Origin of the sequence: Pseudomonas borbori (assembly GCF_900115555.1) — a bacterium.
Taxonomy (GTDB): domain Bacteria; phylum Pseudomonadota; class Gammaproteobacteria; order Pseudomonadales; family Pseudomonadaceae; genus Aquipseudomonas; species Aquipseudomonas borbori.
On sequence record NZ_FOWX01000005.1, the window covers coordinates 19,944 to 43,878 of the forward strand.

General features: G+C 64.1%; 24 protein-coding genes. 10 read left to right on the top strand and 14 right to left on the bottom strand.

Translation table 11 applies throughout. The features are described from left to right. Nucleotides 1–87 precede the first annotated feature (87 nt). The 5 genes from BM315_RS04865 to BM315_RS04885 form a co-directional block, all read right to left on the bottom strand. Nucleotides 88–789 carry an ABC transporter ATP-binding protein gene (locus tag BM315_RS04865; RefSeq protein ID WP_090498399.1) on the bottom strand — a complete coding sequence of 234 codons (702 nt, stop codon included), beginning with the start codon at nucleotides 787–789 and terminating at the stop codon, nucleotides 88–90. Further along, nucleotides 789–1,556, bottom strand: a complete 768-nt coding sequence (gene livG / locus BM315_RS04870) for a high-affinity branched-chain amino acid ABC transporter ATP-binding protein LivG (protein ID WP_090498401.1) — start codon at nucleotides 1,554–1,556, stop codon at nucleotides 789–791. Before livG ends, BM315_RS04865 begins: the two co-directional genes overlap by 1 nt. Then, nucleotides 1,553–2,821 carry a high-affinity branched-chain amino acid ABC transporter permease LivM gene (locus BM315_RS04875; RefSeq protein WP_170862163.1) on the bottom strand — a complete coding sequence of 423 codons (1,269 nt, stop codon included), beginning with the start codon at nucleotides 2,819–2,821 and terminating at the stop codon, nucleotides 1,553–1,555. The genes livG and BM315_RS04875 overlap by 4 nt, the downstream gene beginning before the upstream one ends. Next, complete coding sequence (gene livH, locus BM315_RS04880; protein WP_090498403.1) at nucleotides 2,818–3,741, bottom strand: high-affinity branched-chain amino acid ABC transporter permease LivH; 924 nt, start codon at nucleotides 3,739–3,741, stop codon at nucleotides 2,818–2,820. Before livH ends, BM315_RS04875 begins: the two co-directional genes overlap by 4 nt. 123 nt (nucleotides 3,742–3,864) lie before the next feature. Then, nucleotides 3,865–4,992, bottom strand: coding sequence for a branched-chain amino acid ABC transporter substrate-binding protein (locus BM315_RS04885; protein WP_090498405.1), 1,128 nt, complete (start codon nucleotides 4,990–4,992; stop codon nucleotides 3,865–3,867). Between the two features lie 307 nt (nucleotides 4,993–5,299). On the opposite strand from BM315_RS04885, the gene BM315_RS04890 reads away from it, so the two are divergent. Together BM315_RS04890 and BM315_RS04895 are read left to right on the top strand one after the other, a co-directional pair. Continuing rightward, nucleotides 5,300–5,632 carry a DUF2288 domain-containing protein gene (locus BM315_RS04890; RefSeq protein ID WP_090498743.1) on the top strand — a complete coding sequence of 111 codons (333 nt, stop codon included), beginning with the start codon at nucleotides 5,300–5,302 and terminating at the stop codon, nucleotides 5,630–5,632. A gap of 84 nt (nucleotides 5,633–5,716) precedes the next feature. Continuing rightward, nucleotides 5,717–6,085, top strand: coding sequence for a DUF5064 family protein (locus BM315_RS04895; RefSeq protein ID WP_090498407.1), 369 nt, complete (start codon nucleotides 5,717–5,719; stop codon nucleotides 6,083–6,085). A 114-nt stretch (nucleotides 6,086–6,199) separates the two neighbouring features. Here the strand turns inward: BM315_RS04895 and phnE are convergent, their stop codons facing one another. Genes phnE through BM315_RS04915 form a run of 4 tightly spaced genes read right to left on the bottom strand, consistent with a single transcriptional unit; the run spans nucleotide 6,200 to nucleotide 9,478 of the window. Further along, nucleotides 6,200–6,997: a phosphonate ABC transporter, permease protein PhnE gene (phnE, locus tag BM315_RS04900; protein WP_090498408.1), complete on the bottom strand. Its 798-nt coding sequence runs from the start codon at nucleotides 6,995–6,997 to the stop codon at nucleotides 6,200–6,202. Further along, complete coding sequence (locus tag BM315_RS04905; protein WP_090498410.1) at nucleotides 6,994–7,821, bottom strand: PhnE/PtxC family ABC transporter permease; 828 nt, start codon at nucleotides 7,819–7,821, stop codon at nucleotides 6,994–6,996. Before BM315_RS04905 ends, phnE begins: the two co-directional genes overlap by 4 nt. Beyond that, nucleotides 7,815–8,618, bottom strand: coding sequence for a phosphonate ABC transporter ATP-binding protein (locus tag BM315_RS04910; protein ID WP_090498412.1), 804 nt, complete (start codon nucleotides 8,616–8,618; stop codon nucleotides 7,815–7,817). The genes BM315_RS04905 and BM315_RS04910 overlap by 7 nt, the downstream gene beginning before the upstream one ends. Then, nucleotides 8,615–9,478 (bottom strand): putative selenate ABC transporter substrate-binding protein, encoded by an 864-nt coding sequence (locus BM315_RS04915; protein WP_090498414.1) that lies wholly within the window; start codon nucleotides 9,476–9,478, stop codon nucleotides 8,615–8,617. Before BM315_RS04915 ends, BM315_RS04910 begins: the two co-directional genes overlap by 4 nt. A gap of 131 nt (nucleotides 9,479–9,609) precedes the next feature. On the opposite strand from BM315_RS04915, the gene BM315_RS04920 reads away from it, so the two are divergent. Continuing rightward, nucleotides 9,610–10,500: an NAD(P)-dependent oxidoreductase gene (locus BM315_RS04920; RefSeq protein WP_090498416.1), complete on the top strand. Its 891-nt coding sequence runs from the start codon at nucleotides 9,610–9,612 to the stop codon at nucleotides 10,498–10,500. Beyond that, on the top strand, nucleotides 10,497–11,285 hold the full coding sequence (locus BM315_RS04925) for a hydroxypyruvate isomerase family protein (RefSeq protein WP_090498418.1): 789 nt from the start codon (nucleotides 10,497–10,499) through the stop codon (nucleotides 11,283–11,285). The genes BM315_RS04920 and BM315_RS04925 overlap by 4 nt, the downstream gene beginning before the upstream one ends. Nucleotides 11,286–11,300: 15 nt before the next feature. On the opposite strand, the gene BM315_RS04930 is transcribed toward BM315_RS04925, so the two are convergent. Beyond that, nucleotides 11,301–12,971, bottom strand: coding sequence for a GGDEF domain-containing protein (locus tag BM315_RS04930; protein WP_090498419.1), 1,671 nt, complete (start codon nucleotides 12,969–12,971; stop codon nucleotides 11,301–11,303). Between the two features lie 444 nt (nucleotides 12,972–13,415). On the opposite strand from BM315_RS04930, the gene BM315_RS04935 reads away from it, so the two are divergent. Beyond that, entirely contained in the window at nucleotides 13,416–14,744 is a 1,329-nt protein-coding gene (locus BM315_RS04935; protein WP_090498421.1) for a spinster family MFS transporter, read from the top strand. Between the two features lie 159 nt (nucleotides 14,745–14,903). On the opposite strand, the gene rapA is transcribed toward BM315_RS04935, so the two are convergent. After that, the gene (gene rapA, locus BM315_RS04940; RefSeq protein ID WP_090498423.1) at nucleotides 14,904–17,747 is read right to left on the bottom strand and encodes an RNA polymerase-associated protein RapA; all 2,844 of its coding nucleotides are present in this window, start codon (nucleotides 17,745–17,747) and stop codon (nucleotides 14,904–14,906) included. 173 nt (nucleotides 17,748–17,920) lie between these two features. Between rapA and BM315_RS04945 the strand changes: the two genes are divergently transcribed. The 4 genes from BM315_RS04945 to ccoM all read left to right on the top strand — a co-directional run bounded on the left by BM315_RS04945 (nucleotide 17,921) and on the right by ccoM (nucleotide 19,475). Further along, entirely contained in the window at nucleotides 17,921–18,217 is a 297-nt protein-coding gene (locus BM315_RS04945) for an aspartate-semialdehyde dehydrogenase (RefSeq protein ID WP_090498425.1), read from the top strand. Between the two features lie 40 nt (nucleotides 18,218–18,257). Continuing rightward, nucleotides 18,258–18,860: an alpha-ketoglutarate-dependent dioxygenase AlkB family protein gene (locus BM315_RS04950; protein ID WP_090498427.1), complete on the top strand. Its 603-nt coding sequence runs from the start codon at nucleotides 18,258–18,260 to the stop codon at nucleotides 18,858–18,860. After that, nucleotides 18,857–19,018, top strand: coding sequence for a hypothetical protein (locus BM315_RS24630; RefSeq protein WP_090498429.1), 162 nt, complete (start codon nucleotides 18,857–18,859; stop codon nucleotides 19,016–19,018). Before BM315_RS04950 ends, BM315_RS24630 begins: the two co-directional genes overlap by 4 nt. 340 nt (nucleotides 19,019–19,358) lie before the next feature. After that, on the top strand, nucleotides 19,359–19,475 hold the full coding sequence (ccoM, locus tag BM315_RS25240; RefSeq protein ID WP_280140412.1) for a cytochrome c oxidase subunit CcoM: 117 nt from the start codon (nucleotides 19,359–19,361) through the stop codon (nucleotides 19,473–19,475). Nucleotides 19,476–19,588: 113 nt separating this feature from the next. Here ccoM and BM315_RS04960 read toward each other — a convergent pair whose 3' ends face one another. From BM315_RS04960 to BM315_RS04970, 3 genes are all read right to left on the bottom strand, one after another. Beyond that, complete coding sequence (locus tag BM315_RS04960; protein WP_090498430.1) at nucleotides 19,589–20,095, bottom strand: DUF1993 domain-containing protein; 507 nt, start codon at nucleotides 20,093–20,095, stop codon at nucleotides 19,589–19,591. 148 nt (nucleotides 20,096–20,243) lie between these two features. After that, nucleotides 20,244–20,714 carry a MaoC family dehydratase gene (locus BM315_RS04965; protein WP_090498433.1) on the bottom strand — a complete coding sequence of 157 codons (471 nt, stop codon included), beginning with the start codon at nucleotides 20,712–20,714 and terminating at the stop codon, nucleotides 20,244–20,246. Further along, nucleotides 20,711–21,673, bottom strand: coding sequence for an alpha/beta hydrolase (locus BM315_RS04970; protein WP_090498436.1), 963 nt, complete (start codon nucleotides 21,671–21,673; stop codon nucleotides 20,711–20,713). Before BM315_RS04970 ends, BM315_RS04965 begins: the two co-directional genes overlap by 4 nt. A 227-nt stretch (nucleotides 21,674–21,900) precedes the next feature. On the opposite strand from BM315_RS04970, the gene fadD2 reads away from it, so the two are divergent. Next, nucleotides 21,901–23,589: a long-chain-fatty-acid--CoA ligase FadD2 gene (fadD2, locus tag BM315_RS04975; protein ID WP_090498438.1), complete on the top strand. Its 1,689-nt coding sequence runs from the start codon at nucleotides 21,901–21,903 to the stop codon at nucleotides 23,587–23,589. Nucleotides 23,590–23,935: the final 346 nt, after the last annotated feature.

Sequence of the window (23,935 nt, forward strand, 5' to 3'; positions counted from 1 at the left end):
GGCCAGGGCTCCCGTGCACGGAACATCAGGCGAGCGGTGAAGATAAAAAAACCGCTCCGAGGAGCGGTTTCAATAAGGCGGGTAGTGTTAACCGCCCAGGTAGGCGTCGCGTACCTTCGGATCGTTGAGCAAATCATGCCCGCTGCCCTGCATGACGATCCGGCCGTTCTCCAGCACATAGCCGCGGTCAGCCAGCTTGAGCGCCTGGTTGGCGTTCTGCTCGACCAAGAACACGGTCACGCCGTCCGCGCGCAGCTGTTCGATGATGCTGAAAATCTGCTGGATGATGATCGGCGCCAGCCCCAGCGAGGGTTCGTCGAGCAGCAACAGCTTGGGCTTGCTCATCAGTGCGCGACCGATGGCGAGCATCTGCTGCTCGCCGCCGGACATGGTGCCGGCACGCTGGGTCAGGCGTTCCTGCAGACGCGGAAACAGCTGCAGGACCTTGTCCAGCTGTTCCTTGAACTCGGCCTTGGCGGTGAAGAAACCGCCCATCACCAGATTCTCTTCCACGGTCAGGCGGGAGAACACCCGGCGGCCTTCCGGGACCACGGCGATGCTCTTGCGCATGATGTCCGGCGTCTCCTGGCCGACCAGTTCTTCGCCCTGATAGCGGATGCTGCCACTGCTCGCCTGCGGCGAGCCGCACAGGGTCATCAGTAGGGTCGATTTGCCGGCGCCGTTGGCCCCGATCAGGGTGACGATCTCACCCTGACGGACCTCGACGCTGACGTCGTGGAGAGCCTGGATCTTGCCGTAGAAGGTGGAAACCTTGTCGAAATACAGCATCAAGCTTCCCCCAGGTAGGCTTTGATCACGTCCGGGTTGGCGCGGATCTGCTCCGGCGTGCCGTCGGCCAGGGGGGTGCCCTGGTTGATCACGTAAATATGGTCGGAAATGCTCATGACCAGTTTCATGTCGTGTTCGATCAACAGAACGGTGACGTTATGTTCATCGCGCAGCATGCGGATCAGGGCCTTGAGGTCGTCGGTTTCCCGCGGGTTGAGGCCGGCGGCCGGTTCGTCGAGCATGAGGATGCGCGGGCGCGTCATCATGCAGCGGGCGATCTCCAGGCGGCGTTGCTGGCCATAGGCGAGGGTGCCGGCCGTGCGGTTGGCGAAGTCGCTCAGGTTGACCTGCTCCAGCCAGTGTGCGGCAAACTCCATGGCCTCGCGTTCGCTCTGGCGAAACGCCGGGGTCTTCAACAGGCCGGCGAGGAAGTTGGTGTTGAGGTGGCGGTGCTGGGCTACCAGCAGGTTTTCCACCACGGTCATTTCCTTGAACAGACGCACGTTCTGGAAGGTCCGCACCACGCCCTTGCGGGCGATCTTGTGGCCCGGCAGGCCTTCGATTTGCTCGCCATCGAGACGGATATTGCCGCTGGTCGGCTGGTAGAAGCCGGTCAGGCAGTTGAACACCGTGGTCTTGCCGGCGCCGTTCGGGCCGATCATCGACACAACCTGTTTTTCATTGACGGCCAGGCCCACTCCGTTGACGGCCAGCAGACCGCCGAAGCGCATGGACAGGCCGCTTACCTCCAGAATAGGCCGGCTCATTGTTTCAGCTCCAGGTGGGGGCGCTGCATGGGCAACAGGCCCTGCGGACGCCAGATCATCATCAGCACCATCAGGGCGCCGAACATCAGCATGCGGTACTCGTTGAATTCCCGTGCCAGCTCCGGCAACAGGATCATCACGATAGCCGCGAGGATGATCCCCAGCTGCGAACCCATGCCGCCCAGCACGACGATGGCGAGGATGATCGCCGACTCGATGAAGGTGAAGGACTGCGGGCTGACCAGGCCCTGGCGCGCGGCGAAGAAGCTGCCGGCGAAACCGGCGAAGGTGGCGCCCAGGGTGAAGGCCGAGAGCTTGATCACGGTAGGGTTCATGCCCAGCGCGCGGCAGACGATCTCGTCCTCGCGCAGGGCTTCCCAGGCGCGGCCGATCGGCATGCGCAACAGGCGGTTGATCACGAACAGGGTCAGTAGCACCAGCACCAGGGCGATCAGGTAGAGGAAGATCACCTTGTTGATCGAGGCGTAAGCGATGCCGAAATACTCGTGGAAGGTCTGCATGCCCTCGGCGGCCTTGCGGTCGAACGACAGGCCGAACAGGGTCGGCTTGGGGATCGAGCCGATGCCGTTGGGGCCGCCGGTCAGCCAGGTCATGTTGTTCAGCAGGATGCGGATGATCTCGCCGAAACCCAGGGTGACGATGGCCAGGTAGTCGCCGCGCAGGCGCAGCACCGGGAAGCCCAGGATAAAGCCGAAGAACGCCGCCATCAGGCCGGCGATCGGCAGGCAGATCCAGAAGCTCAGGCCGAAGTAGAACGACAGCAGCGCATAGCTGTAGGCGCCGACGGCGTAGAAGGCCACGTAACCGAGGTCGAGCAGGCCGGCCAGACCCACCACGATGTTTAGGCCGAGGCCGAGCATCACGTAGATCAGGATCAGGGTGGCGATGTCCACCGCGCCGCGCGAACCGAAGAACGGCCAGGCTAGCGCCACCATGATCAGGCCGAGGATCACCCAGCGCTGGGTCGAGGGCTGGGTGAGGAAGTCGCTGGCACGACTCGGTACGCTCGGCAGCTTGGGCGCATGGCTCCAGGCGGCACTCAGCTGGCTGCGGAACAATTGCCAGAAGAACATGGCGATCGAGCTGCCGAGTATGGTCCAGAGCACGGCCGGGCTGGCGCCCTCGACTTGTAGCTTGATGCCGATGGTGGAGAGTTTCAGGCCCATTACCGGATAGGCCACGGCCAGCACCAGCAAGGCGCTGAAGATGGCGGTCTTGAAGTTGTTCTTGATCGAGGTACTCATACTTTCTCAACCTCCGGACGACCCAGGATGCCGGTCGGGCGGAACAGCAGTACCAGCACCAGCAGGCTGAATGCCACCACGTCCTTGTACTGATCGCCAAAGATGTCGGCGCCGAAGGCTTCGGCTACGCCGAGCACCAGGCCGCCCAATACCGCGCCGGGGATGCTGCCGATGCCGCCGAGTACCGCCGCAGTGAAGGCCTTGATCCCGGCGAGGAAGCCCAGGTGCGGATTGATCACGCCGTACTGCATGCCCAGCAGAACCGCGGCCACGGCCGCCAGGGCGGCGCCGATGACGAAGGTCAGGCTGATGATGTTGTTGGTGTTGATGCCCAGCAGGTTGGCCATCTTCAGGTCTTCGGCGCAGGCCCGGCAGGCCCGGCCCAAACGCGAGCGGGAGATGAACAGGGTCAGGCCGACCATCGCCAGGAAGGTGACGACGAAGATCAGCACCTGCATGTAGGAAATGACCACGCCATTCATGGCGCTTTCACCGAACACGAAGTTGCCCGGTAGCGGGTTGGGGATAGCTTTGTCCTTGGAGTCCTGGGACAGCAGTACCAGGTTTTGCAGGAAGATCGACATGCCGATCGCCGAGATCAGCGGGATCAGGCGGTTGCCGCCGCGCAGGGGGCGGTAGGCGACCCGTTCGATGCTGTAACCATAGGCGCTGGCGACTATGATGCTGGCGGCGAAGCCGGCGATCATCATCAGCGGCAAGCTGTCCAGGCCGAACATGGCCAGGCCGGCGATCACGATGAAGACTACATACGAGCCAATCATGTAAACCTCGCCATGGGCGAAGTTGATCATGCCGATGATGCCGTAAACCATGGTGTAGCCGATGGCGATCAGGGCATAGGTGCTGCCAACGGTCAGGCCGTTAACCAGCTGTTGCAGGTAGTGATAAAGATCAGGCATTGCCTAACTCCTGGGTCGTCACGCACGGCGGCGCTTGTGGCGCAACGTGAGACCGGAATTCTTCTAATAAACAAAACCCACTGCGGCTGCAGTGGGCTTTGGGTTCGGGCGGGAAGCCGCTTATCAGTTAAGCGGCGCTTCGGTCTTGCTGCCGTCCTGGTGCCATTCGTAGACCACGAAGCTGAAGTCCTTCAGATCGCCTTTTTCGTCGAAGCTGAGAACGCCGGTCGGAGTGTCGAAGCTGTTGGCGCGCAGGGCTGCGGCCACTTCGGCCGTGTCGGTGCTGCCGGCTTTCTCGATGCCTTCGGCAATCACTTGCACGGCGGCGTAGGCCGGGAACACGAACGGGCCGCTGGAGTCTTCGTTCTTGGCTTTGAATGCCTCGACCAGCGCCTGGTTGCGTGGATCCTTGTCGAACGACTTCGGCAGGGTCACCAGCAGGCCTTCGGAAGCCGGGCCGGCGATGGCCGAGATCTCCTTGTTACCCACGCCTTCCGGACCCATGAACTTGGCGCTCAGGCCTTTCTCGGCCGACTGACGCAGGAGCAGGCCCAGTTCCGGGTGGTAGCCGCCGTAGTAGACGAAATCCACACCGGCTTGCTTGAGCTTGGCGATCATCGCGGAGAAATCCTTGTCGCCGGCGTTGATGCCTTCGAACAGGGCGACCTTGATGCCTTTGCCTTCCAGGGTCTGCTTGACCGCGGTGGCGATACCTTCGCCGTACTGCTGCTTGTCATGGATGACGGCTACGGCTTTCGGCTTGACGTGGTCGGCAATGAAGTTGCCGGCGGTCGGGCCTTGCAGGCTGTCCAGGCCGATGGTGCGGAACACCAGTTCGTAACCGCGGGCGGTGATGTCCGGGCTGGTGGACGCCGGGCTGATCATCAGGATGCCTTCATCTTCGTAGATGTCGGAGGCCGGCTGAGTGGAGCTGGAACAGAGGTGACCGACCACGAACTTGACTTCGTCGTTGACGATCTTGTTGGCCACGGCCACGGCTTGTTTCGGATCGCAGGCGTCGTCGTAGACCAGGCCTTCGAGCATCGCGCCGTTCACCCCGCCGGCCTTGTTGATCTGCTCGATGGCCATCTTGGCGCCGATGAACTGCATCTCGCCATATTGTGCGACTGCGCCCGTTACCGGGCCTGCCATGCCGATCTTGATGGTGTCAGCCGCTAGCGAGTAGCTGGCAACGCCGGCCATGGCCATGGCGGCAAACAGTTTGGAAATCTGCTTAGTAGCCTTGTTCATAGTGCTCCACTCTTATTGGTTTTCTATCGGTTTTCGTTGTGTGGTTCTGGCGGCCAAAGTTGCATGACCGGATCGCTTCATCCGGTCATAACCCCGGCAACTTTACCGCTGCAGTGTAGAGCGCCGCATTGCAGCTTGAAAGCCGGCCGTTGAGGGCAAAGCGCGCGGATGTCGCTTAATTGCAAGAAACGTATAGAAAAACGGCGTGGCTTGCCTGCGCTCGGTAGCCTCCAGCGTACTTGCCTGGCGCTTGCCCGGCGCTATCATGTTGCCCGAGCAAAACTCGGACTACATCAACGGACAAACCATGACTGAACAACCTAGCACGCTCTCTAGCAACACTCTATATGCCAAGCTGCTTGGAGAAACTGCACCAATCACCTGGCAAGAGTTGCAACCTTTCTTCGCCCGCGGTGCATTGCTGTGGGTGCAGGGTAAGCAAGATCTGGTCGCGGTGGCGCAAGCCGTGGCCGAAAACGATCAGGGCCAGGTGGCGGCCTGGCTGCAAGCCGAGGTGCTGAGTAAGGTCGATGAGGCCTGTGCGCAAGACTTGCTGGCACGCGACCCCAGGCTCTGGGCCGTGGTGGTGGCGCCTTGGGTGCTGGTGCAAGAGCGCGCAGAGACGCCAGCACCAAGCTGAGCAAATACGCCGCTAGTCGCTTTTAAATCAAGCGGACGGCGCTGAGCTATGCTCGAAAGTGACTTTCATAGAGAGGGTGTCATCATGTTCGAGCCCGGCCATCTTCACGTCACCAATCCCGCGGGCATAGCCGATCAACTCGCGTTCAGCGTCGATCTCTACTACGAGGTGCGCAGGGATCCAGCCGAAGGACCGATGCTGCACATGCGCATGGTTGGCGATCTGGCAGGCAAGATCTTCGAGGAGCAATTTGAACTGCACCGCGATACCGCCTTTAATTTTGCCAGCGTTGCTACCCGTATTGCGCGTAAGCACGGCTTTCCGACCAACTCCAGTTTGGTCATGCGTAACCATCAGGAGTACGACGAAATGTTCGCCGATATTCAGGCCAAATTGGGGGTGAATGCGGGCGATCCGATTGACCTCGATCATTTGGAGAAAGATGGACTGTAAGCCTGTCGTTTGCGCCGACCAGTACGTACTCCGCCCTTAGTTTGCCATTCCGGTGCTGCTAGCAGCGGCTAACGTCAACTCGCATGGAGCTGGCGAACCCTATGCATCGAGGCTCTACGCACTGACCCAGCGCTGCCGCACCCAGCCGCTGAAGGCGTCGACGCCCAGCACCAGGATCAGCATCGCCAGGATCACCGTCGCCGCTTGGGCTTGCTGGAACAGGCTGAGGCTGACGTAGAGCATCTGACCCAACCCCCCGGCGCCGACAAAACCGAGCACGCTGGCCATGCGGATGTTGTTTTCCCAGCGGTACAGCGAATAGGCGATCAGTTGCGGCCAGACTGCCGGCAGGGTGCCGTAGCAGAACGCCGCGACATGTCCGCCACCGCTCAGGCGAATCGCCTCGGCCGGCTCGCTCGGGGTGTTCTCCAGGGCCTCGGCGAACAGCCGGCCGAGCACCCCGGTGGTGTGCAGGGCCAGGGCCAGGGTGCCGGCATTCGGGCCGAGGCCGGCAGCCAGCACCACCAAGGCCGCCCACACCAGTTCCGGGATCGCGCGCAGGGCATTCAAGAGCAAGCGTGAGCCGCTCAGGGCCAGCCAGCCAAAACGTCCGGCCGCCGGCAAGGCCAGGAGCAGGCCGAGCAGGGCCGCCAGCAGGGTGCCGATGGCCGACATGGCCAGGGTTTCCAGTGCACCCTGGCCGATGGCCAGCAAATGTGGCGCCGAGAAGTCCGGGTTGAAGAAGTTTCCGGCGTAGCGACCCATCTGGCTCAGGCTGTCGCCACCGACCAGCGCACCAAGGTCGATGCCGAGGAAAGCGAAGGACGCCACCACCGTCACCAGCAAGGCCAGCAGCAGGGCATAGTTGCCCGGGCGCTTGTCCGCGCAGGGCCTCTCCTCGGAAGTCTTCATAGCAACCTCGCGCGCAACAGGCGGCTGAGTTGGTCGGCGAGCAGCACCAGCAACAGGAAGGTCAGCAGCATGCTGGCCACCTCACCGCCGGCGAACATGCGCATTGACAGGTCGATTTGCTGGCCCAGGCCGCCGGCACCGACGAAACCCATCACCACCGAGGCGCGGATGGCGCATTCCCAGCGATAGACCGTGTAGGAGAGCATTTCCGCGCCAGCATTGGGCAGTATCCCGTAGGCGAAGGCGGCCAGGCGCGGGCTGCCGGCGATCAGCAGGGCACGACTGGGGCGCGGGTCGACCGACTCGAAGATTTCCGCATAGACCTTGCCGAGCATGCCGCTGTAGGTGATGGCGATGGCCAGTACCCCGGCCGTCGGGCCGAGGCCCACGGCGCGCACGAACAGCAGGGCCCAGACGATCTCCGGCACGCTGCGCAGGACGATCAGCAGGCCGCGCACCGGCCAGCGCAGTGCCTGTGCCCACCAGGCCGGGCGGCCACCACGGTACAACGCGGACAGCGACAGTGCGCGGCTGGCCAGCAGGGCGCCGGGAATGGCGATCAACAGCGCCAGGGTCATGCCGGCGGTGGCGATGGCCAGGGTTTCCAGGGTGGCGCGGCCGAGCAACCGGAGGAACTCGCGATCCTGCGCCAGCGGCCAGAAGTCGGCGAGAAAACGGCCCATATTGGCCGCGTTCTGTTCATCGAACAGCAGCGCCAGGTTCAGCTCGCTGAGCACCAGGCCCGGCCACAACAGCAGCACTGCCAGCAGGGTCAGCGCCAGGCGCGGCAAGGCTGCCGGGTCACGCGGTAGCGGGTTCAGCATCGCGGGATCTGCACGCTCACTGGCGCCGGCGCTGCCGAAGCAGGCACGGCTGGCAATTGTTCGTTGGCGTACAGCGCATCCAGTGCGTTGGCGCCGATTGCCGCGGGCGGCAGGTCGAAGACGATGCGACCCTCGCGCACGCCGATGATTCGCGGGAAATGCGCCAAGGCTAACTCGACCGCATGCAGGCTGGCCAGCAGGGTCATGCCGCGGCGGCTGACCTCCTCATTGAGTACGCTCAGGGTATGCCCGGCGAGCACCGGGTCCATGGCCGACACCGGCTCGTCGGCGAGGATCAGTTCCGGCGCCTGATAGAGCACCCGGGCGATGCCGACCCGTTGCAACTGGCCACCGGAGAGCTGATCGCAGCGCTCGAACAGCTTGTCCGCCAGGTCCAGGCGCGCGAGGGCCGCCTGGGCGCCGGGGATATCCAGCGGGTGCAGCAGGTTGAGCAGGCTCTTGCCCAGCGACCATTGGCCGAGCTTGCCGGCCAGTACCGCGGTGACCACCCGCTGGCGCGGCGGCAGGGGCGGTGCCTGATGGATCAGGCCGATGCGCGCGCGCAGCTGCTGGCGCTGGCGTGCGCCGAGTCGCCAGGGCTGCTGGCCGAGCAGGTGGATCTGTCCGCTGCTGGGTTGCAGGTTGCTGGCGAGCAGGCGCAGCAGGCTGGTCTTGCCTGCGCCCGATGGGCCGATGATGGCCACCCGTTCGCCGATTTTTACCTGTAGATCGATCTCGCTGAGCGCCACCTGACCGTTGGCGTGGGTCAGGCCCACGCCGTTGAGGCTGACACTCACTGCAACAGGCCGGCCGCCTGGGCTGCTTGCTCGATACCCTGGTAGTTTTCTGCCTTGGTCGCGATAAAGCGGCTGGCGGCTTGCAGGTCGAGGATCGCCTTGTGTTCCGGGTTGGCCGGGTCGAGGGCGAGGAAGGCGGCCTGGATCTTGTCGCGCACAACCGGGTCGAGGGTGCCGCGCACTGTCCAGTTGTAATCGAAGTAGGTTGGGGTGGTGGCAATCACCTTGACCTTGGCGGTGTCGACCTTGCCGGCGGCGACCAGCTTGTCCCACACCGAGGCGTTGAGCACGCCGCCGTCGGCCTTGCCGGCCTGAACCCAGGCGGCGGTGGCGTCATGTGCACCGGAGTAGGCGATGCGGCTGAAGAACTCTTCCGGTTTGATCCCGTCCTGGAGCATGAAGTAGCGCGGCATCAGGCTGCCGGAGGTAGAAGACACCGAGCCGAAGGCGAAGGTCTTGCCTTTCAGGTCCTGCAGCGAGTGCACGGTCGGGTCGGCGCTGATGATCTTGCTGGTGAACTTCTCATCTTCGGCGCGTTGCACCAGCGGGATGGCGGGGTGCGCAGAGTTGGCGGTTTTCAGGCGCGCCTGGACGAAGGTGAAGCCGCCCAGCCAGGCCAGGTCGATACGATCGGCGGCGAGGGCCTCGACCACCGCGGCATAGTCGGATACCGGGACGAATTCGACCTGCATGTCCAGCTGCTGCTCGAGGTAGGCGCCGAGCGGCTCGAACTTGCGCAGCAGTTCGGTGGGGGCTTCATCGGGGATGGCCGAGACGCGCAATACATCGGCGGCTTGGGCGAATACGGCGGAAAAAGACAAGGCAAGGCCGGCGGCCAGCGCAAGGGGACGCTTCAACATGGGAGTTCTCCGGTTCAATAGCGGGGAAAGCCGGCGGAGTATAGAGAGATTCATGGGTTTGTGAAGGTGAGCTTTGCCGACGCAGCGCCAGGCTACGTTAAGATGGTCGCGACTTTTAGAGGAGGCTGATCATGGCTGCAGCACGTCCCGCCCTGGCTTTCGCCGGTATAGGCCTGATGGGCCTGCCGATGACCCGCCGCCTGCTGGCCGCGGGTTATCCCCTGAGTGTGTGGAACCGTTCGCCGGACAAGTGCCTGGCGTTGCTCGAACTGGGGGCGCAGCGTGCGCAGACTCCGGCCGAGTTGTGCGCCGATGCCGGCATCGTGATGCTCTGCCTGGCCAATACCGAGGTGGTGCGCGAGGTGGTGTTCGGCCCGGGCGGTATCGTCGAGGGGGCGCGGCCGGGGCAGTTGCTGGTGGATTTCTCCAGCCTGGAGCCGGCGGCGACCCGGGCGATGGCCGCCGAACTGGAGCAGCGCTGCGGCATGCGCTGGGTCGATGCGCCGGTGTCCGGTGGCACGCCCGGCGCCGAGGCCGGCAGCCTGACGATCATGGCCGGCGGGCGCGAGGAGGATATCGAGCGGGCGCAGCCGATTCTCGCCCACCTGGGCCAGCGTCTGACCCGCATGGGCGAGGTCGGCGCCGGTCAGGTGACCAAGTTGTGCAACCAGATGATCGTCGCCTGCAACGCCCTGGTGATTGCCGAGGTGGTGGCCCTGGCGGAACGGGCCGGGGTCGATGCCGGTCTGCTCGCCCCGGCCTTGGCTGGCGGTTTTGCCGATTCCAAGCCGCTGCAGATCCTCGCCCCGCAAATGGCCAGCAGCCAGTTCGAGCCGGTCAAGTGGCATGTGCGCACCCTGCTCAAGGATCTGGACGGCGCGGTCAAACTGTCCCGCGAGCTGGGTTCGGCCACGCCACTCAGCGGCCTGGCGGCGCAGCTGATGCGCCTGCACGGCAGCCAGGGCAATCTGCAGCGCGATCCGGCCACCCTGGTCGAGATGTACCGGGAGGGTGAGGCATGAAGATCGCCGCCAACCTGTCCCTGCTGTTCACCGAGCTGCCGCTGCGCGAGCGCGTTGTGGCTGCCGCCGCAGCGGGTTTCGATGGAGTGGAAATCCAGTTTCCCTATGAGTTGGCGGCCATCCGCCTGAAGGAGGCGCTGGAGGCGGCGGGCATGCCGCTGGTGCTGATCAACCTGCCCGCCGGCGATTTGCTCGGCAGCGGCGCCGGGCTGGCGGCGGTGCCGGCGCGCCAGGCCGAGTTCGATGCCGCGCTGCGGGAGGCGCTGACCTATGCGGCGATGGTGCGCCCGGCCTGCGTCAATGTGCTGCCCGGGCGTCTGGCCGAAGGTGTGGGTCGCGAGCTGGCGCTGGCGACCCTGGCCGCCAATCTGTACAAAACTGCCGAGGCGTTTCAACTGCTGGGCATCCGCGTGCTGGTAGAGGCGATCAACCCGCTGGACATGCCGGGCTTCCTGGTCAACACCCCAGAACAGCTCGATGAGTTGTTGCGTGCGGTGCAACATTCCAACCTGGCGGCGCAGTACGACCTCTATCACATGGCCCGTCAAGGCGTGGATCTGCTGGCGGGCATCGAGTTGCTGGCCGGGCGCATCGGCCATGTGCAGTTCGCCGATTGCCCCGGGCGCGGGGCGCCGGGAAGTGGCCAGCTGGATTTTGCCCCAGCCCTGGCGGCGCTCGAGCGCAACGGCTATCGGGGCTGGCTGGGTGCCGAATACCTGCCGGGCGAGGCGGGTACCCAGGCGGGACTGGGCTGGCTGGCCAACTGGCGCAGCAGCGCCAACTGACGAGCCGGCCGGCCGTTACACCAGGGGCAGGATGGCGCAGGGGGAAAAGCGTTCGACCCGGTTGCGCCCCAGCTTCTTGGCACGGTAGAGCGTCAGGTCGGCGCAGTGCACCAGTTCGCCCAGGCCTTGCCCGGGCTGCCATTGTGTTACGCCGAAGCTGGCGGTGACGCCGATGGTGCCGGTCAGCGGTTCGGCGGCGAGCAGGTCGCGAAGTTTTTCCGCGATCAGGCAGGCCTGGTCGAGGTCGGTGTGCGGCATGAGGATGATGAACTCCTCGCCACCCCAGCGGCACAGACTGTCGGAGTCGCGCAGGTGGCTCTTGATCCGTTGCGCCACGCCAGTGAGGACGCAGTCGCCGACGTCGTGACCGTATAGATCGTTGATCGACTTGAAGTGGTCGATATCGAGAAACACCAGGGCCAGGGGGAAACCATAGCGCTCGGCCCGCTTGATTTCGTTGTGCGCCAGTTCCTCGATCTTCAGTCGCGACCATTGCCCGGTCAGGCGGTCGGTATTGGCCAGGCGCTCCAGTTGCAGGTTGCTGTCGCGCAGTTCCTGCTCGGCCTGTCGCCGGCGCCCGACCTCCAGGCGCAGCTTGCGGGTCAGGCGGGCGAAGCGCAAGGCCACGGCACCCAGCAGCAGCAGGGCCAGCAAGGCGCCTGCGAGCACCCGGTAGAGCAGGCTGTGGTCGGTTGCAAGCTGGCGCTTGTAGAGGAAACCGTCCAGTTCGATCGGGCCATCGGCCATACCCAGGTCCAGGTAACTTTGCGCAATGGCTTGCCAGCGCCCAGGGTTCATGTGCCCCAGTTGTACCAACTCCGGCATGATCAGTTTCTTCAACTGCTCGGCTTCGAAACGCAGATGTTCCAGGCTCCTGTCGGGGGCGTAGCGCTGATGGATCAGCTGGATACTTTCCTCGGTGTTTTCCAGGGCGTATTGCCAGCCCTGGAGGCTGGCCTGGATAAATGCCTCGACCTGTGCGGGACGCTGTTGCAGCAGGTCTTCGCGGGTGGCCAGGACGTCACTGTAGAAGTTGACCCCGTATTCGCGCGGTTTGACCAATCGGTAGGGCACCTTCTGCTGTTGCAGCCAGAACGGTTCGTTGGAAATGTAGCCGTTGTAGGCGTCGGTGTTGCCGTCGAGCAGATCCTGCGGGTTGAAACTGGTCTGTTGCAGCTCCAGGTGGGCATGATCGACACCTTCGCGGGCGAGGGTGATAAGCAGTTCGGCACTTTCCGGTGCCGGCATCAGCATCACCCGCTTGCCGGCAAGGTCGTGGGGCGTGTAGATGTCCGAGTCGGCGCGCACTATCCAGACGATTGGCGAACTCTGCATGATCGCCGCCAGCGCCACCAGCGGTTTGCCCTGCATGCGCGCGATGACCAGGCCGCTGTTGGCAACGGCAAAATCGACATCGCCTTCGAGCAGGAGGTCTATCGGCTTTGGCGTGCCGGGTCCGCCCGGGAGGATTTGCACATCCAGCCCGGCCTGCGCATAGAAGCCTTTTTCCAGGGCCATGTAGTAGCCGGCGAACTGGAACTGGTGCAGCCAGCGCAGTTGCAGGCGCATTTTCTCCGCGGCCATGGCCTCGCTCAGGCACAGCAACTGCAGCAGCAACAGGCCGAGGCCTAAGCGTAGCGAAGCGTTGCCCCGCTTACCGGGAGGTGTTTGAACGGGTAGGAACATGGCGACCTGCCGCGGACTCAACGTTTATGCAGCCTTGCAAAAACCACCAACAGCGGGTGCGGTCACGGCCGCCAGCTCTGCTGGTCAGTCGTGGCTCACGCTCTCGTCGGAGTAGGTGTCGCCGAGCATCCATAAAAGTTATGGCGATCTGGCATCAGTATAGTGAGTCTGTGCACAAGGCAAGTTTCTGGCGACGAGCCGACATGCTGGCCCTGAGCTGCGATGAAACAGCGGCGCGCCCGGTTGATCTCGTGGCTGCGCTTGTACTTGGTAAGTCATGCAGGGCCTCAACTGCGATTTCCTGACATCAACGCTACAAATAGTCACAGACAGCTTGAGCTGCAGGCTCTAGATTCGACCGCACAGGTGTCTGGCAGAGGCTGTCATGCACGCTCGTGCAGCCGCGGCGTATCGCGCTCATAACAATAACCAGAGATGGATTCCATGCAGCAGTCCCAACAAGCGGCGAACGCCTGGCGCATTCTGTTCCTGTTGTTTCTCGCCAACCTGTTCAACTTCTTCGACCGCACCATCCCGGCCATCATCATCGAGCCGATTCGCCTGGAATGGGGCCTCAGCGACTTTCAGCTGGGCCTGATCGGCACCGCCTTCACCATCGTCTATGCCATCGCCGGCGTGCCGCTGGGACGCATGGCCGACACCGGCGCGCGGCGCAAGATCATGGGCTGGGGCTTGGCGGTATGGAGCGGCTTGACCGCGGTCAACGGCCTGGCCTGGAATTTCTGGAGCTTCCTGCTGATCCGCATGGGCGTCGGCATCGGCGAGGCCAGCTATGCGCCGGCAGCCAACTCGCTGATCGGCGATCTGTTTCCACCGCACAAGCGCGCCCGGGCCATGGGCATCTTCATGCTCGGCTTGCCCTTGGGCCTGTTGCTGGCGTTCTTCACCATTGGCGCCATGGTCGAGGCCTTCGACAGCTGGCGCGCACCCTTCTTCATCGCTGCCGTGCCGGGGGTGATCCTCGCGCTGTTCATGTTCTTCATCAAGGAGCCCAAGCGCGGCGCGGCGGAAGCCGTGCAGGTGGCGACCAGCGCGGTGGACAAGCCGCTGCGCAAGGTGCTGGCGATCCGCACCTTCTGGTGGCTGGTGCTCGCCGGCCTGGCCTTCAACTTCGCCACCTACGCCTGCAACTCCTTCATGGTGCCGATGCTGCAGCGTTATTTCCTCCTGCCGCTGGAGCAGGCGGCGGTGGCCACCGGAGTGATCGTCGGCCTGACCGGCCTGCTGGGTTTGACCGCCGGCGGCTGGATGGCCGATCGCATCCACCAGCGCTCGGCCACCGGGCGCCTGTTGTTCGCTGCCGTGAGCATGCTGATCGCCGCGCTGGCCACCGCCTATGCGTTATTGGCCGGGCGCGTCGAGGTCGGCGTGTTCGTCGCGGTCTTCAGCGTCGGCTGGCTGTTCGCCTACAATTTCTACACTTGCGTCTACACGGCGATTCAGGATGTAGTCGAGCCGCGCCTGCGGGCTACCGCCATGGCGTTGTTCTTCGCCGGCCTGTACCTGCTCGGCGGCGGCCTCGGCCCCATTGCGGTGGGCCTGCTGTCCGATCATTTCTCCCAGGCGGCGATGCTCGCGGCCGGCGCCAGCGAGATGAGCGAAACCTTCAAGGCTGTGGGCCTGCACGATGCGATGCTGCTGATCCCGCTGGCGCTGTTTGTCACCATGCTGGCGCTGCTGCAGGCCTCGCGCTGCTTCGTCGCCGATTCGACGCGCATGCGCGCCGGCATGGTCGAGGTGCTGCCGGCTTGAGCGCGAAATCGTAGCCTGGATGTAGGAGCGGGCCATGCCCGCGATCCGCGCCTCCATCGCGGGCATGGAACTAGGCGTCTCCCTCGCTCCTACAAAGGATTTTCTGCATCCGGGCTCATAAAAAAGGCGCTCCGAGGAGCGCCTTTTTTACCGGTCGACTTAGCCGGCGACCAGTACCCTGATCGCCTCCAGGCGCAGCGCGGCTTTGTCGAGCAGGGCCAGGCCCTGCTCGCGTTGCTGGCGCAGGGCGTCCAGTTCGCTGTCGCGCACGCTCGGGTTGACTGCCTGCAGGGCGGTCAGGCGTGCCAGTTCCTCTTCGGTGTCGGCGGCCAGACGCCGTTTGGCCTCGGCGACCCGCTCCAGGTGGCGCGGCGCGACCTTGTCTTCGCCGGCATTGATCAACGGGTTGAGGCTATCGCGCTGGGCCTGGACGAACTTGTTGGCGCTGGCGCGCGGCACGCTTTCCAGTTGGTCGTTGAGGGTCTCAAAGGCCACCTTGTGCGCCAGGTCGTTGCCGTTGGCGTCGAGCAGGCAGCGCAGCGCCGCCGGCGGCAGGTAGCGGCCCAGTTGCAGGGCGCGCGGGGCCACCACTTCGCTGACATAGAGCAATTCGAGCAGCACGGTGCCGGGTTTCAGCGCCTTGTTCTTGATCAGCGCCACCCCGGTGTTGCCCATCGAGCCTGCGCGCACCAGGTCCATGGCGCCTTGCACCATCGGGTGTTCCCAGGTGAGGAATTGCATGTCCTCGCGGGCCAGGGCCAGGTCGCGGTCGTAGGTGATGGTCACGCCCTCGTCGTCGCCGAGCGGGAAGCTGGCATCCAGCATCTTCTCGCTGGGGCGCAGGATCAGGGCGTTGTCCGAGTGGTCTTCGCTGTCGATGCCGAAGGCGTCGAACAACTGCTCCATATAGATCGGCAGGGCGAACTGATCGTCCTGTTCGAGAATGGCCTCGACCAGGGCTTCGCCTTCGCCGGCACCGCCGGAGTTGAGTTCCAGCAGACGGTCGCGGCCGGCGTGCAGCTCGCCTTCCAGGCGTAAACGTTCGCCGCGGGCTTCGTCCACCAGGCTTTGCCATTGATCGTCGTCGCCGCCTTCCAGCAGCGGCAGCAGGCGGCTGCCGAACTGGTGCTGCAGGGCATTGCCGGTCGGGCAGGTGGCCAGGAAGGCGTTCAGCGCCTGGTGGTACCACTGGTACAGGCGTTCCTGCGGGCTGTTCTCCAGATAGGGCACATGCAGCTGGATGCGGTGCTTCTGACCGATCCGGTCGAGGCGGCCGATGCGCTGCTCGAGCAGGTCCGGGTGGGCCGGCAGGTCGAACAGCACCAGGTGGTGGGCGAACTGGAAGTTGCGGCCCTCGCTGCCGATTTCCGAGCAGATCAGCACCTGGGCGCCGAATTCCTCGTCGGCGAAGTAGGCGGCGGCGCGGTCGCGTTCGAGGATGTTCATGCCCTCATGGAACACGGTGGCGGCGATGCCCTTGCGCACGCGCAGGGCGTCTTCCAGGTCCATGGCGGTCTCGGCGTGGGCGCAGATCACCAGCACCTTGACCCGCTTGAGCATCTTCAGGGTGTCGATCAGCCATTCGACGCGCGGATCGAAACGCCACCAGCGCTGTTCCTCGTCGACTTCGGCCAGGGCCTGGTAGCTGACTTCCGGGTACAGGTCCGGGTGCTCGCCAATCGGCAGCTCCATGTACAGGTCCGGGCTCGGCAAAGGATAGCCATGCAGCTCGCGCTCGGGGAAGCCTTGTACGGCGGCGCGGGTGTTACGGAACAGCAGGCGGCCGGTGCCGTGGCGGTCGAGCAGCTCGCGGACCAGGCGTGCCGCGGCGTCCTGGTCGCCGGCATTGACCGCGGCGAGCAGCTCTTCGCCCTCGTCGCCGAGAAAGTCATGGATGGTCTGGTGCGCGGCGGCCGACAGGCGGCCCTGGTCGAGCAGTTCCTGCACGGCTTCGGCGACCGGGCGGTAGTTGGCGCTTTCGGCGCGAAAGGCGGCGAGATCATGGAAACGATGCGGGTCGAGCAGGCGCAGGCGGGCGAAGTGGCTGTCCTGACCGAGCTGTTCCGGGGTGGCGGTGAGCAGCAGCACGCCGGCAATCACTTGCGCCAGCTGTTCGACCAGGGCGTATTCCTCGCTGGCATGCTCCGGGTGCCAGACCAGGTGATGGGCCTCGTCGACCACCAGCAGATCCCAGCCGGCGGCGAACAGCGCGTCCTGGGCGCGCTCGTCCTCGCACAGCCATTCCAGGGCGACCAGCGCCAACTGGCAATCCTCGAAGGGGTTGCTGGCATCGCTCTCGATAAAGCGCTCGGCATCGAACAGGGCGACGTCGAGGTTGAAGCGCCGGCGCATTTCCACCAGCCACTGGTGCTGGAGGTTTTCCGGCACCAGGATCAGTACGCGACTGGCGCGCCCGCTGAGCAACTGGCGATGGATCACCAGGCCGGCCTCGATGGTCTTGCCCAGGCCCACCTCGTCTGCCAGCAACACCCGCGGAGCGATGCGGTCGGCGACTTCGCGGGCGATGTGCAGCTGGTGCGCGATCGGTTGCGCACGCACGCCGCCCAGGCCCCAGAGCGAGGACTGCAACTGCTTGCTGGTGAACTCCAGGGTGCGGTAGCGCAGGGCGAACCAGGCCAGCGGGTCGATCTGCCCGGCGAACAGGCGGTCGCTGGCCAGACGGAACTGAATGAAGTTGGACAGCTGGGTTTCCGGCAGGGTGACGCTCTGGCTCTGCCCGTTGAGACCGTGGTAAACCAGCAGGCCGTCGAGGTCGTCGACTTCCTGCACGGTCAGCTTCCAGCCTTCGAAGTGGGTGATCTCGTCGCCCGGAGAAAAGCGCACGCGGGTCAGCGGTGCGTTGTTCGCAGCATACTGGCGGGTTTCGCCAGTGGCCGGGTAGAGCACGGTGAGCATCCGGCCGTCCTGCATGAGGATGGTGCCCAAGCCCAACTCCGCTTCGCTGTCACTGATCCAGCGTTGCCCCGGTTCATACTGCGCCATGCCTGTCTCCTGGGTGAAAAAGCCGACTATGGTAACGGAACGCCATGCCCAGGCCAAAGGCACAATGGTGCTTAACTGGTACTTATAGACGTTACTCGAGTCGAAAGTGTAGCGAGGCCGGGCTCAAGTCGCCGTCGCAGTGGCCGACAGCCTGACCAAAGGAGGACTGCAAAGTGCTACCGCCCATTCCCCACGGCATGGCGCCGGTCACCGTCCAGCAGGACGTGATCAAGCCCAGGCCCGATATTCCGCCGGTTACGCCGGCTGCCGCCAGCGCCAAGGAAAGTGGCGTGAGCCTGGATAAACGCCACCCCCAGGAGGCTGCCGAGTTGTTGCGCGAGGAGCAGCGCCGGCGCCAGCGGCGTGGCTACAGCGCCGAAGAGCTGGCCGAAGGCGAAGTGGCCGAGGCCGACGAGGCGGCAGTCGACGAACTGCCCCGCCAGGGGCTGTGGGTGGATGTGCAAGTCTGAGTCGCGCACACTGTACGCTGGAAACCAAGCCCGATTGCCCATGAGCCTATTCCCCGCTACCGATGTGCAGCTGCCCGACGCCGAGCTGGATTTTCACTCGCACTGGTTGGAGCAGGCAACGGCGGATCTGTGGCTGCGCCAGTTACTCGAGCAAACGCCTTGGCAGCAACCGCAGGTGCGGATCTACGGGCGTGAGTATCCGCTGCCGCGGCTGGTCGCCTGGTACGGCGATGCCGAGGCCAGTTACCGCTATTCCGGCCTGATCCATCGAGCGCTGCCCTGGACGCCCCTGCTCGCGGAGATTCGCGCCCGGCTGGTGGCGACGGTCGGGCAGCCGCTCAACGGCGTATTGCTCAACTATTACCGCGACGGCCAGGACTCCATGGGCTGGCACAGCGACGACGAGGTTGAACTGGGCGTCAATCCGCTGATCGCCTCGCTCAGCCTGGGCGGCACCCGGCGTTTCGATCTGCGGCGCAAGGGACAGAGCCGTATCGAGCACTCCCTGCCGCTCAATCATGGTTCTCTACTGGTCATGGGCGGGCCAACCCAGCATTATTGGCAGCATCAAGTGGCGAAGACGCGCAGCCCCTGCGCGCCACGCCTGAATCTGACGTTTCGTTTAATCCGGTCGCCATCATGAGCAACGACGACAAGCTGATCGACTTCAGCGCCGAGCGCGGCAAGCGCATCCACGACCTGCACGACAAGAAGCTCGACGAGATGCGTCAGGCATTCGAGCAGGCGCTGCCCCTGCCCAAGGGTAAGAAGAGCAGCAAGGGCAAGCCGAAAAAGCGCTAGCCAGCTCTGGCTCAGCGGTTGTGAAGCTGTCGAGCGCCGTCGCGAGGGCGCAGCGACAGCCCGTCAACTTTTGTGCTGCGCCGATCAATCCAGGCGCACTGTTGGCCGGAGGCGAGCGTCGCTGCACAAGCGTTTCGCGCACTCCACGTGGGCGATGTCGCCTTGCACCACGCCGGTTCATTCGCCCCGTTCGGGGCCTATTCGTTGATCTGGATCAGTGTCTTATGTCTTGCGCGGCCGGTCTCCGTGCAGGCTTGACTTGGATCAATGAATACGCCCGTGGCCCTGATAACGTGCAGTCATCCCCAACAACCCAGCAGGGTTACCGCAGGAGGCAGCCATGTTTGTCGATGTCGTAGTTCTCGCCGGGATCGGCACCGTCGGTTTGATGGTCGCTTTCTTCGCAGGCGTTGGTTATTTCATCTGGAAAGACTCACACAAGCGCAAGGCGCCCTGAGTCTTTCCGGAATCACGGGCACGCAAGGCAATTTGGGCGACTTAGGTCGCCCTTTTTTTATGCGCGCGAATAAGCGCCGAGGGTGGGCCGGCCAGCCCACGTCGCTCGATGGCTCAGCGGGTGCCGAGGAAGTCGCGCTTGCCGATGGCCACACCGTTGTGGCGCAGGATGGCGTAGGCGGTGGTGAGGTGGAAATAGAAGTTCGGCAGCACGTGATCGAGGAGGAAGGCCTGACCCTGGAAGTGGGTGTCCTTGCCGCGGCGCGACAGGGTCACGGTGCGCTCCTCGCTGCCGTCGAGCTGCGCCGCGTCGACGCCTTGCAGGAAGGCCTGGACCCGGGCGATGCGCGCCTGCAGGTCGGCGAAGCTGGTTTCGTCATCGGCGCAGCTGGGCGCATCGATACCGGCCAGTAGTGCAGTGCCGGCCGAGGCGCCGTCGCAGGCGATCTGGACCTGACGGCTCAGCGGGAACATATCCGGCGCCAGGCGGGCATTGAGCAGGACGCTGGGGTCGATCTTGCGGGTCTCGGCGTCGCTGGCGGCGATGCCGAGGATGGTCGAGAGGTTGCCGAGTTGGCGGATAAACACCGGCACGGATGCCTGGTACATGGACAGGGACATGGGATTCTCCAGTGAAACAGTGGGGGCGGGCAGGGTTGTTCCTGCAGCGGGCCGGGACAGCGTGGGCTGGGCGGCGGGCGATCCGTTAGCCCAGTACAACATCCAGCCCGGCATCTGCGGAGGCGGGTATCGCCTCCAGGCAAAAACCTCAACCGATGGTAATGGGCGGCAGTTCGGCCAGTTCCACGGTCTGTTGTTTGCGCGGGGCGAGGATTTCCGCTTCGCCGTCGACTACCAGCTCGTCGTTCTGGTTGAACACCCGGGTGGCGATGCGCACGCGGAACTTCGGCAGTTTCTCGAGGATCTCCAGGCGCACGGTGAGGGTGTCGCCGAGTTTCACCGGCGCGGTGAAGCGCATCTGCTGGCCCAGGTAGATGGTGCCGGGGCCGGGTAGTTCGCAGGCCACCGCCGCGCTGATCAGGGCGCCGCTGAACATGCCGTGGGCGATGCGTTCCTTGAACATGGTGGTGGCGGCGTATTCGGCATCCAGGTGCACCGGGTTGCGGTCGCCGGAGACTGCGGCGAACAGCTGGATGTCGCGCTCTTCGACGGTCTTGCTGTAGCTGGCGGTCTGGCCTACTTCGAGAACTTCGTAAGGCGTGTTGCGGCTTTGACTCATGGGTGTGTCTCCTGGGGCTGTGGGTGAAGCTGGCGGGGATGACTCAAGGCCTGTTCCAGCCAGTCGATCAAGTCGGCGGTGACCTCGTCGCGGTTGCTCTCGTTGAGCAATTCGTGGCGAGCGCCCGGATAAATCTTCAGTTGCACCTGGGTATTGCCGGCCTGGCGCAGGGCATTGGCCAGGTCGGCCAGGCGCTTGCCGGCGCTGACCGGGTCGCGGGCGCCGCCGATCACCAGCAACGGCAGCTTGCAGTCGATCTGCGCCAGGTTGCGCGGCGGGGTGATCTGCAGCAAGCCGTCGAGCAGGTCGAGCCACAGCTGGTTGCTGCAACGGAAGCCGCACAGCGGGTCGTTGAGGTAGGCATCCACCTCGGCAGGGTCGCGGCTCAGCCAGTCGAAGCGGGTGCGATTGGGTTTGAAGGCTTTGTTGAACGAGCCGAAGGAGATCAACTCGAGCAGTGCGCTTTGTCCGCTTGGCCCCTGGCGCCAGCGCTCGAAGCGGGCAATCAGCCGGGCCGCGCGGTACAGCGCCAGCGGCTGGTAGTTGGAGCCGGACAGAATCGCCCCCTGCAGGCTGCAGCTGTGCTGCATCAGGTAGGCCTGGCCGATGTAGCTGCCCATGCTGTGGCCCAGCAGGAAGATCGGCGCCTGCGGGTGCTGCTGGCGAATATGGTGGTTGAGGCAGGCCAGGTCGCTCACCACCAGGTTCCAGCCGTTGGCGTCGGCATAGTGGCCGAGACGGCCATGCTCGGCCGTCCTGCCGTGGCCGCGCTGGTCGTGGGCATAGAGTTCGAAGCCCGCTGCGACCAGGGCGGCGCCCAGGCGCGCATAGCGTCCGCTGTGTTCGGCCATGCCATGGGCCACCATCAGCACCGCTTTGGGCGGCTGTTCGGCGAACCAGTGGTTCACATAGAGCGGTGCGGCATCGCTGCTATCGAGCCAAAAAGCATTGTGCTGCATGGCGAATCCTTCGGCCTGCGGGAGTCCGGCATTGTAGAGCTTGCGCGCAGGCTTTTCCCAGCCGAATGGCGTGATCGTAGATTCACGCTGTCAATGACGCCCCTCAAGTATTTGCGCTACGGGCCGGAACTGCTAACGTCGGCCCAGCTCCTTGCCGGTCGTCGTCAGGCCGTTGGCCATGACGGATTCAGCGGAGCAGACACTTTCAGGGGAAGAGGATAAAAATAATGCAGCCCGATTTCTGGAGCGACAAACGTCCCGCCGGCGTGCCCAACGATATCGACCTGAGTGCCTACAAGTCGGTGATCGAAGTGTTCGAGCGCTCGTGCAAGAAATTTGCCGACCGTCCGGCGTTCAGCAATATGGGCGTGACCCTGACCTACGCCGAGCTGGATCGTCTGTCCGGCGCCTTTGCCGGTTATCTGCAAAAGCACACCGATCTGCAGCCCGGCGAGCGCATCGCCGTGCAGATGCCCAATGTCCTGCATTACCCGATCGCCGTGTTCGGCGCCATGCGCGCCGGGCTGATCGTGGTCAACACCAATCCGCTGTACACCGCCCGCGAGATGCGCCACCAGTTCAAGGATGCCGGGGTGCGCGCCCTGGTCTACCTGAACATGTTCGGCAAGCTGGTGCAGGACGTGCTGGCCGATACCGAGATCGATTACCTGATCGAGGCGCGCATGGGCGACCTGCAGCCGAGCCTCAAGGGCTGGCTGGTCAATACGGTGGTGAAGAAGGTCAAAAAGCTGGTGCCGGACTACCAACTGCCCCAGGCGGTGCCGTTCAAGGCAGCGCTCAAACAGGGCCATGGTCACGCGCTCAGGCCGGTCAAAGTCGGCCAGGACGATGTCGCCGTGCTGCAATACACCGGCGGCACCACCGGGGTGGCCAAGGGGGCGATGCTGACCCACGGCAATCTGGTGGCCAACATGTTGCAGGTCGATGCCTGTCTGTCGCAATTGAGCGAAGACGGCAGCCCGCTGATGAAGCAGGGCCAGGAGATCATGATCGCGCCGCTGCCGCTCTACCATATCTATGCCTTCACCGCGAACTGCATGTGCATGATGGTCAACGGCAACCACAACGTGCTGATCAGCAATCCGCGCGACATCCCCGGCTTCATCAAGGAACTGGGCAAATGGCAATTCTCCGCGCTGCTGGGACTCAACACCCTGTTCGTCGCGCTGATGGACCATCCCGAATTCAAGAACCTGGATTTCTCCAGGCTCAAGGTCACCAACTCCGGCGGCACCGCCCTGGTCAAGGCCACCGCCGAGCGCTGGCAGGCCATCACCGGCTGTACGGTGGTGGAAGGCTACGGCCTTACCGAGACCGCGCCGGTGGCCAGTACCAACCCCTATGGCGCCAAGGCGCGCCTGGGCACGGTGGGCATTCCGGTGCCGGGCACTGCGTTCAAAGTCATCGATGACGACGGCAACGAGCAGGCCCTGGGCGAGCGTGGCGAGCTGTGCATCAAGGGGCCGCAGGTGATGAAGGGCTACTGGCAGCGCGAAGAAGCCACCCGCGAGGTGCTGGACGCCGAGGGCTGGTTCAAGACCGGCGACATCGCGGTGATCGACCCGGACGGCTTCGTACGCATCGTCGACCGCAAGAAGGACATGATCATCGTCTCCGGTTTCAACGTGTACCCCAACGAGATCGAGGACGTGGTCATGAGCCACCCGCAAGTCGCCAGCTGCGCGGCCATCGGCGTGCCCGACGCAAAATCCGGCGAGGCGGTCAAGCTGTTCGTCGTCGCCCGTAACGGCGACCTCAGTGCCGAGGAACTCAAGGCCTACTGCAAGGAAAACTTCACCGGTTACAAGGTGCCCAAGCACATCGTCTTCCGCGACTCCCTGCCGATGACCCCGGTGGGCAAGATCCTCCGTCGCGAGTTGCGCGATAACGCGTAGCCCGGCGGTCATCCGGGGCCGATCTTCAGTGATTTCAATGAGTCCCCCCCGGATTTCATCCGGGCCACGAGAGCCGGCTGGATGACGCCTTTTTCATCCACCAGCGCTCTTGGTGGATGGATGAAGCATCAGCTACGCGCCTCGATCCACCCTACGATGGCGCAGACCTGCGGCTGAACATAGGATTTCGCACCATCGGCAGGGCTAATCACTATCGTGACCATATTATGAGCTTCGGTCGCTTTTGTGACTGACTAGGCCATGTTTGGTGCTGGTCGCTCCCAGGCAAAGCTGCTACTCTCGGCCCGCTTTTTGGCCGTCTGCCAGGCCGGAAAGTAGGCAGACA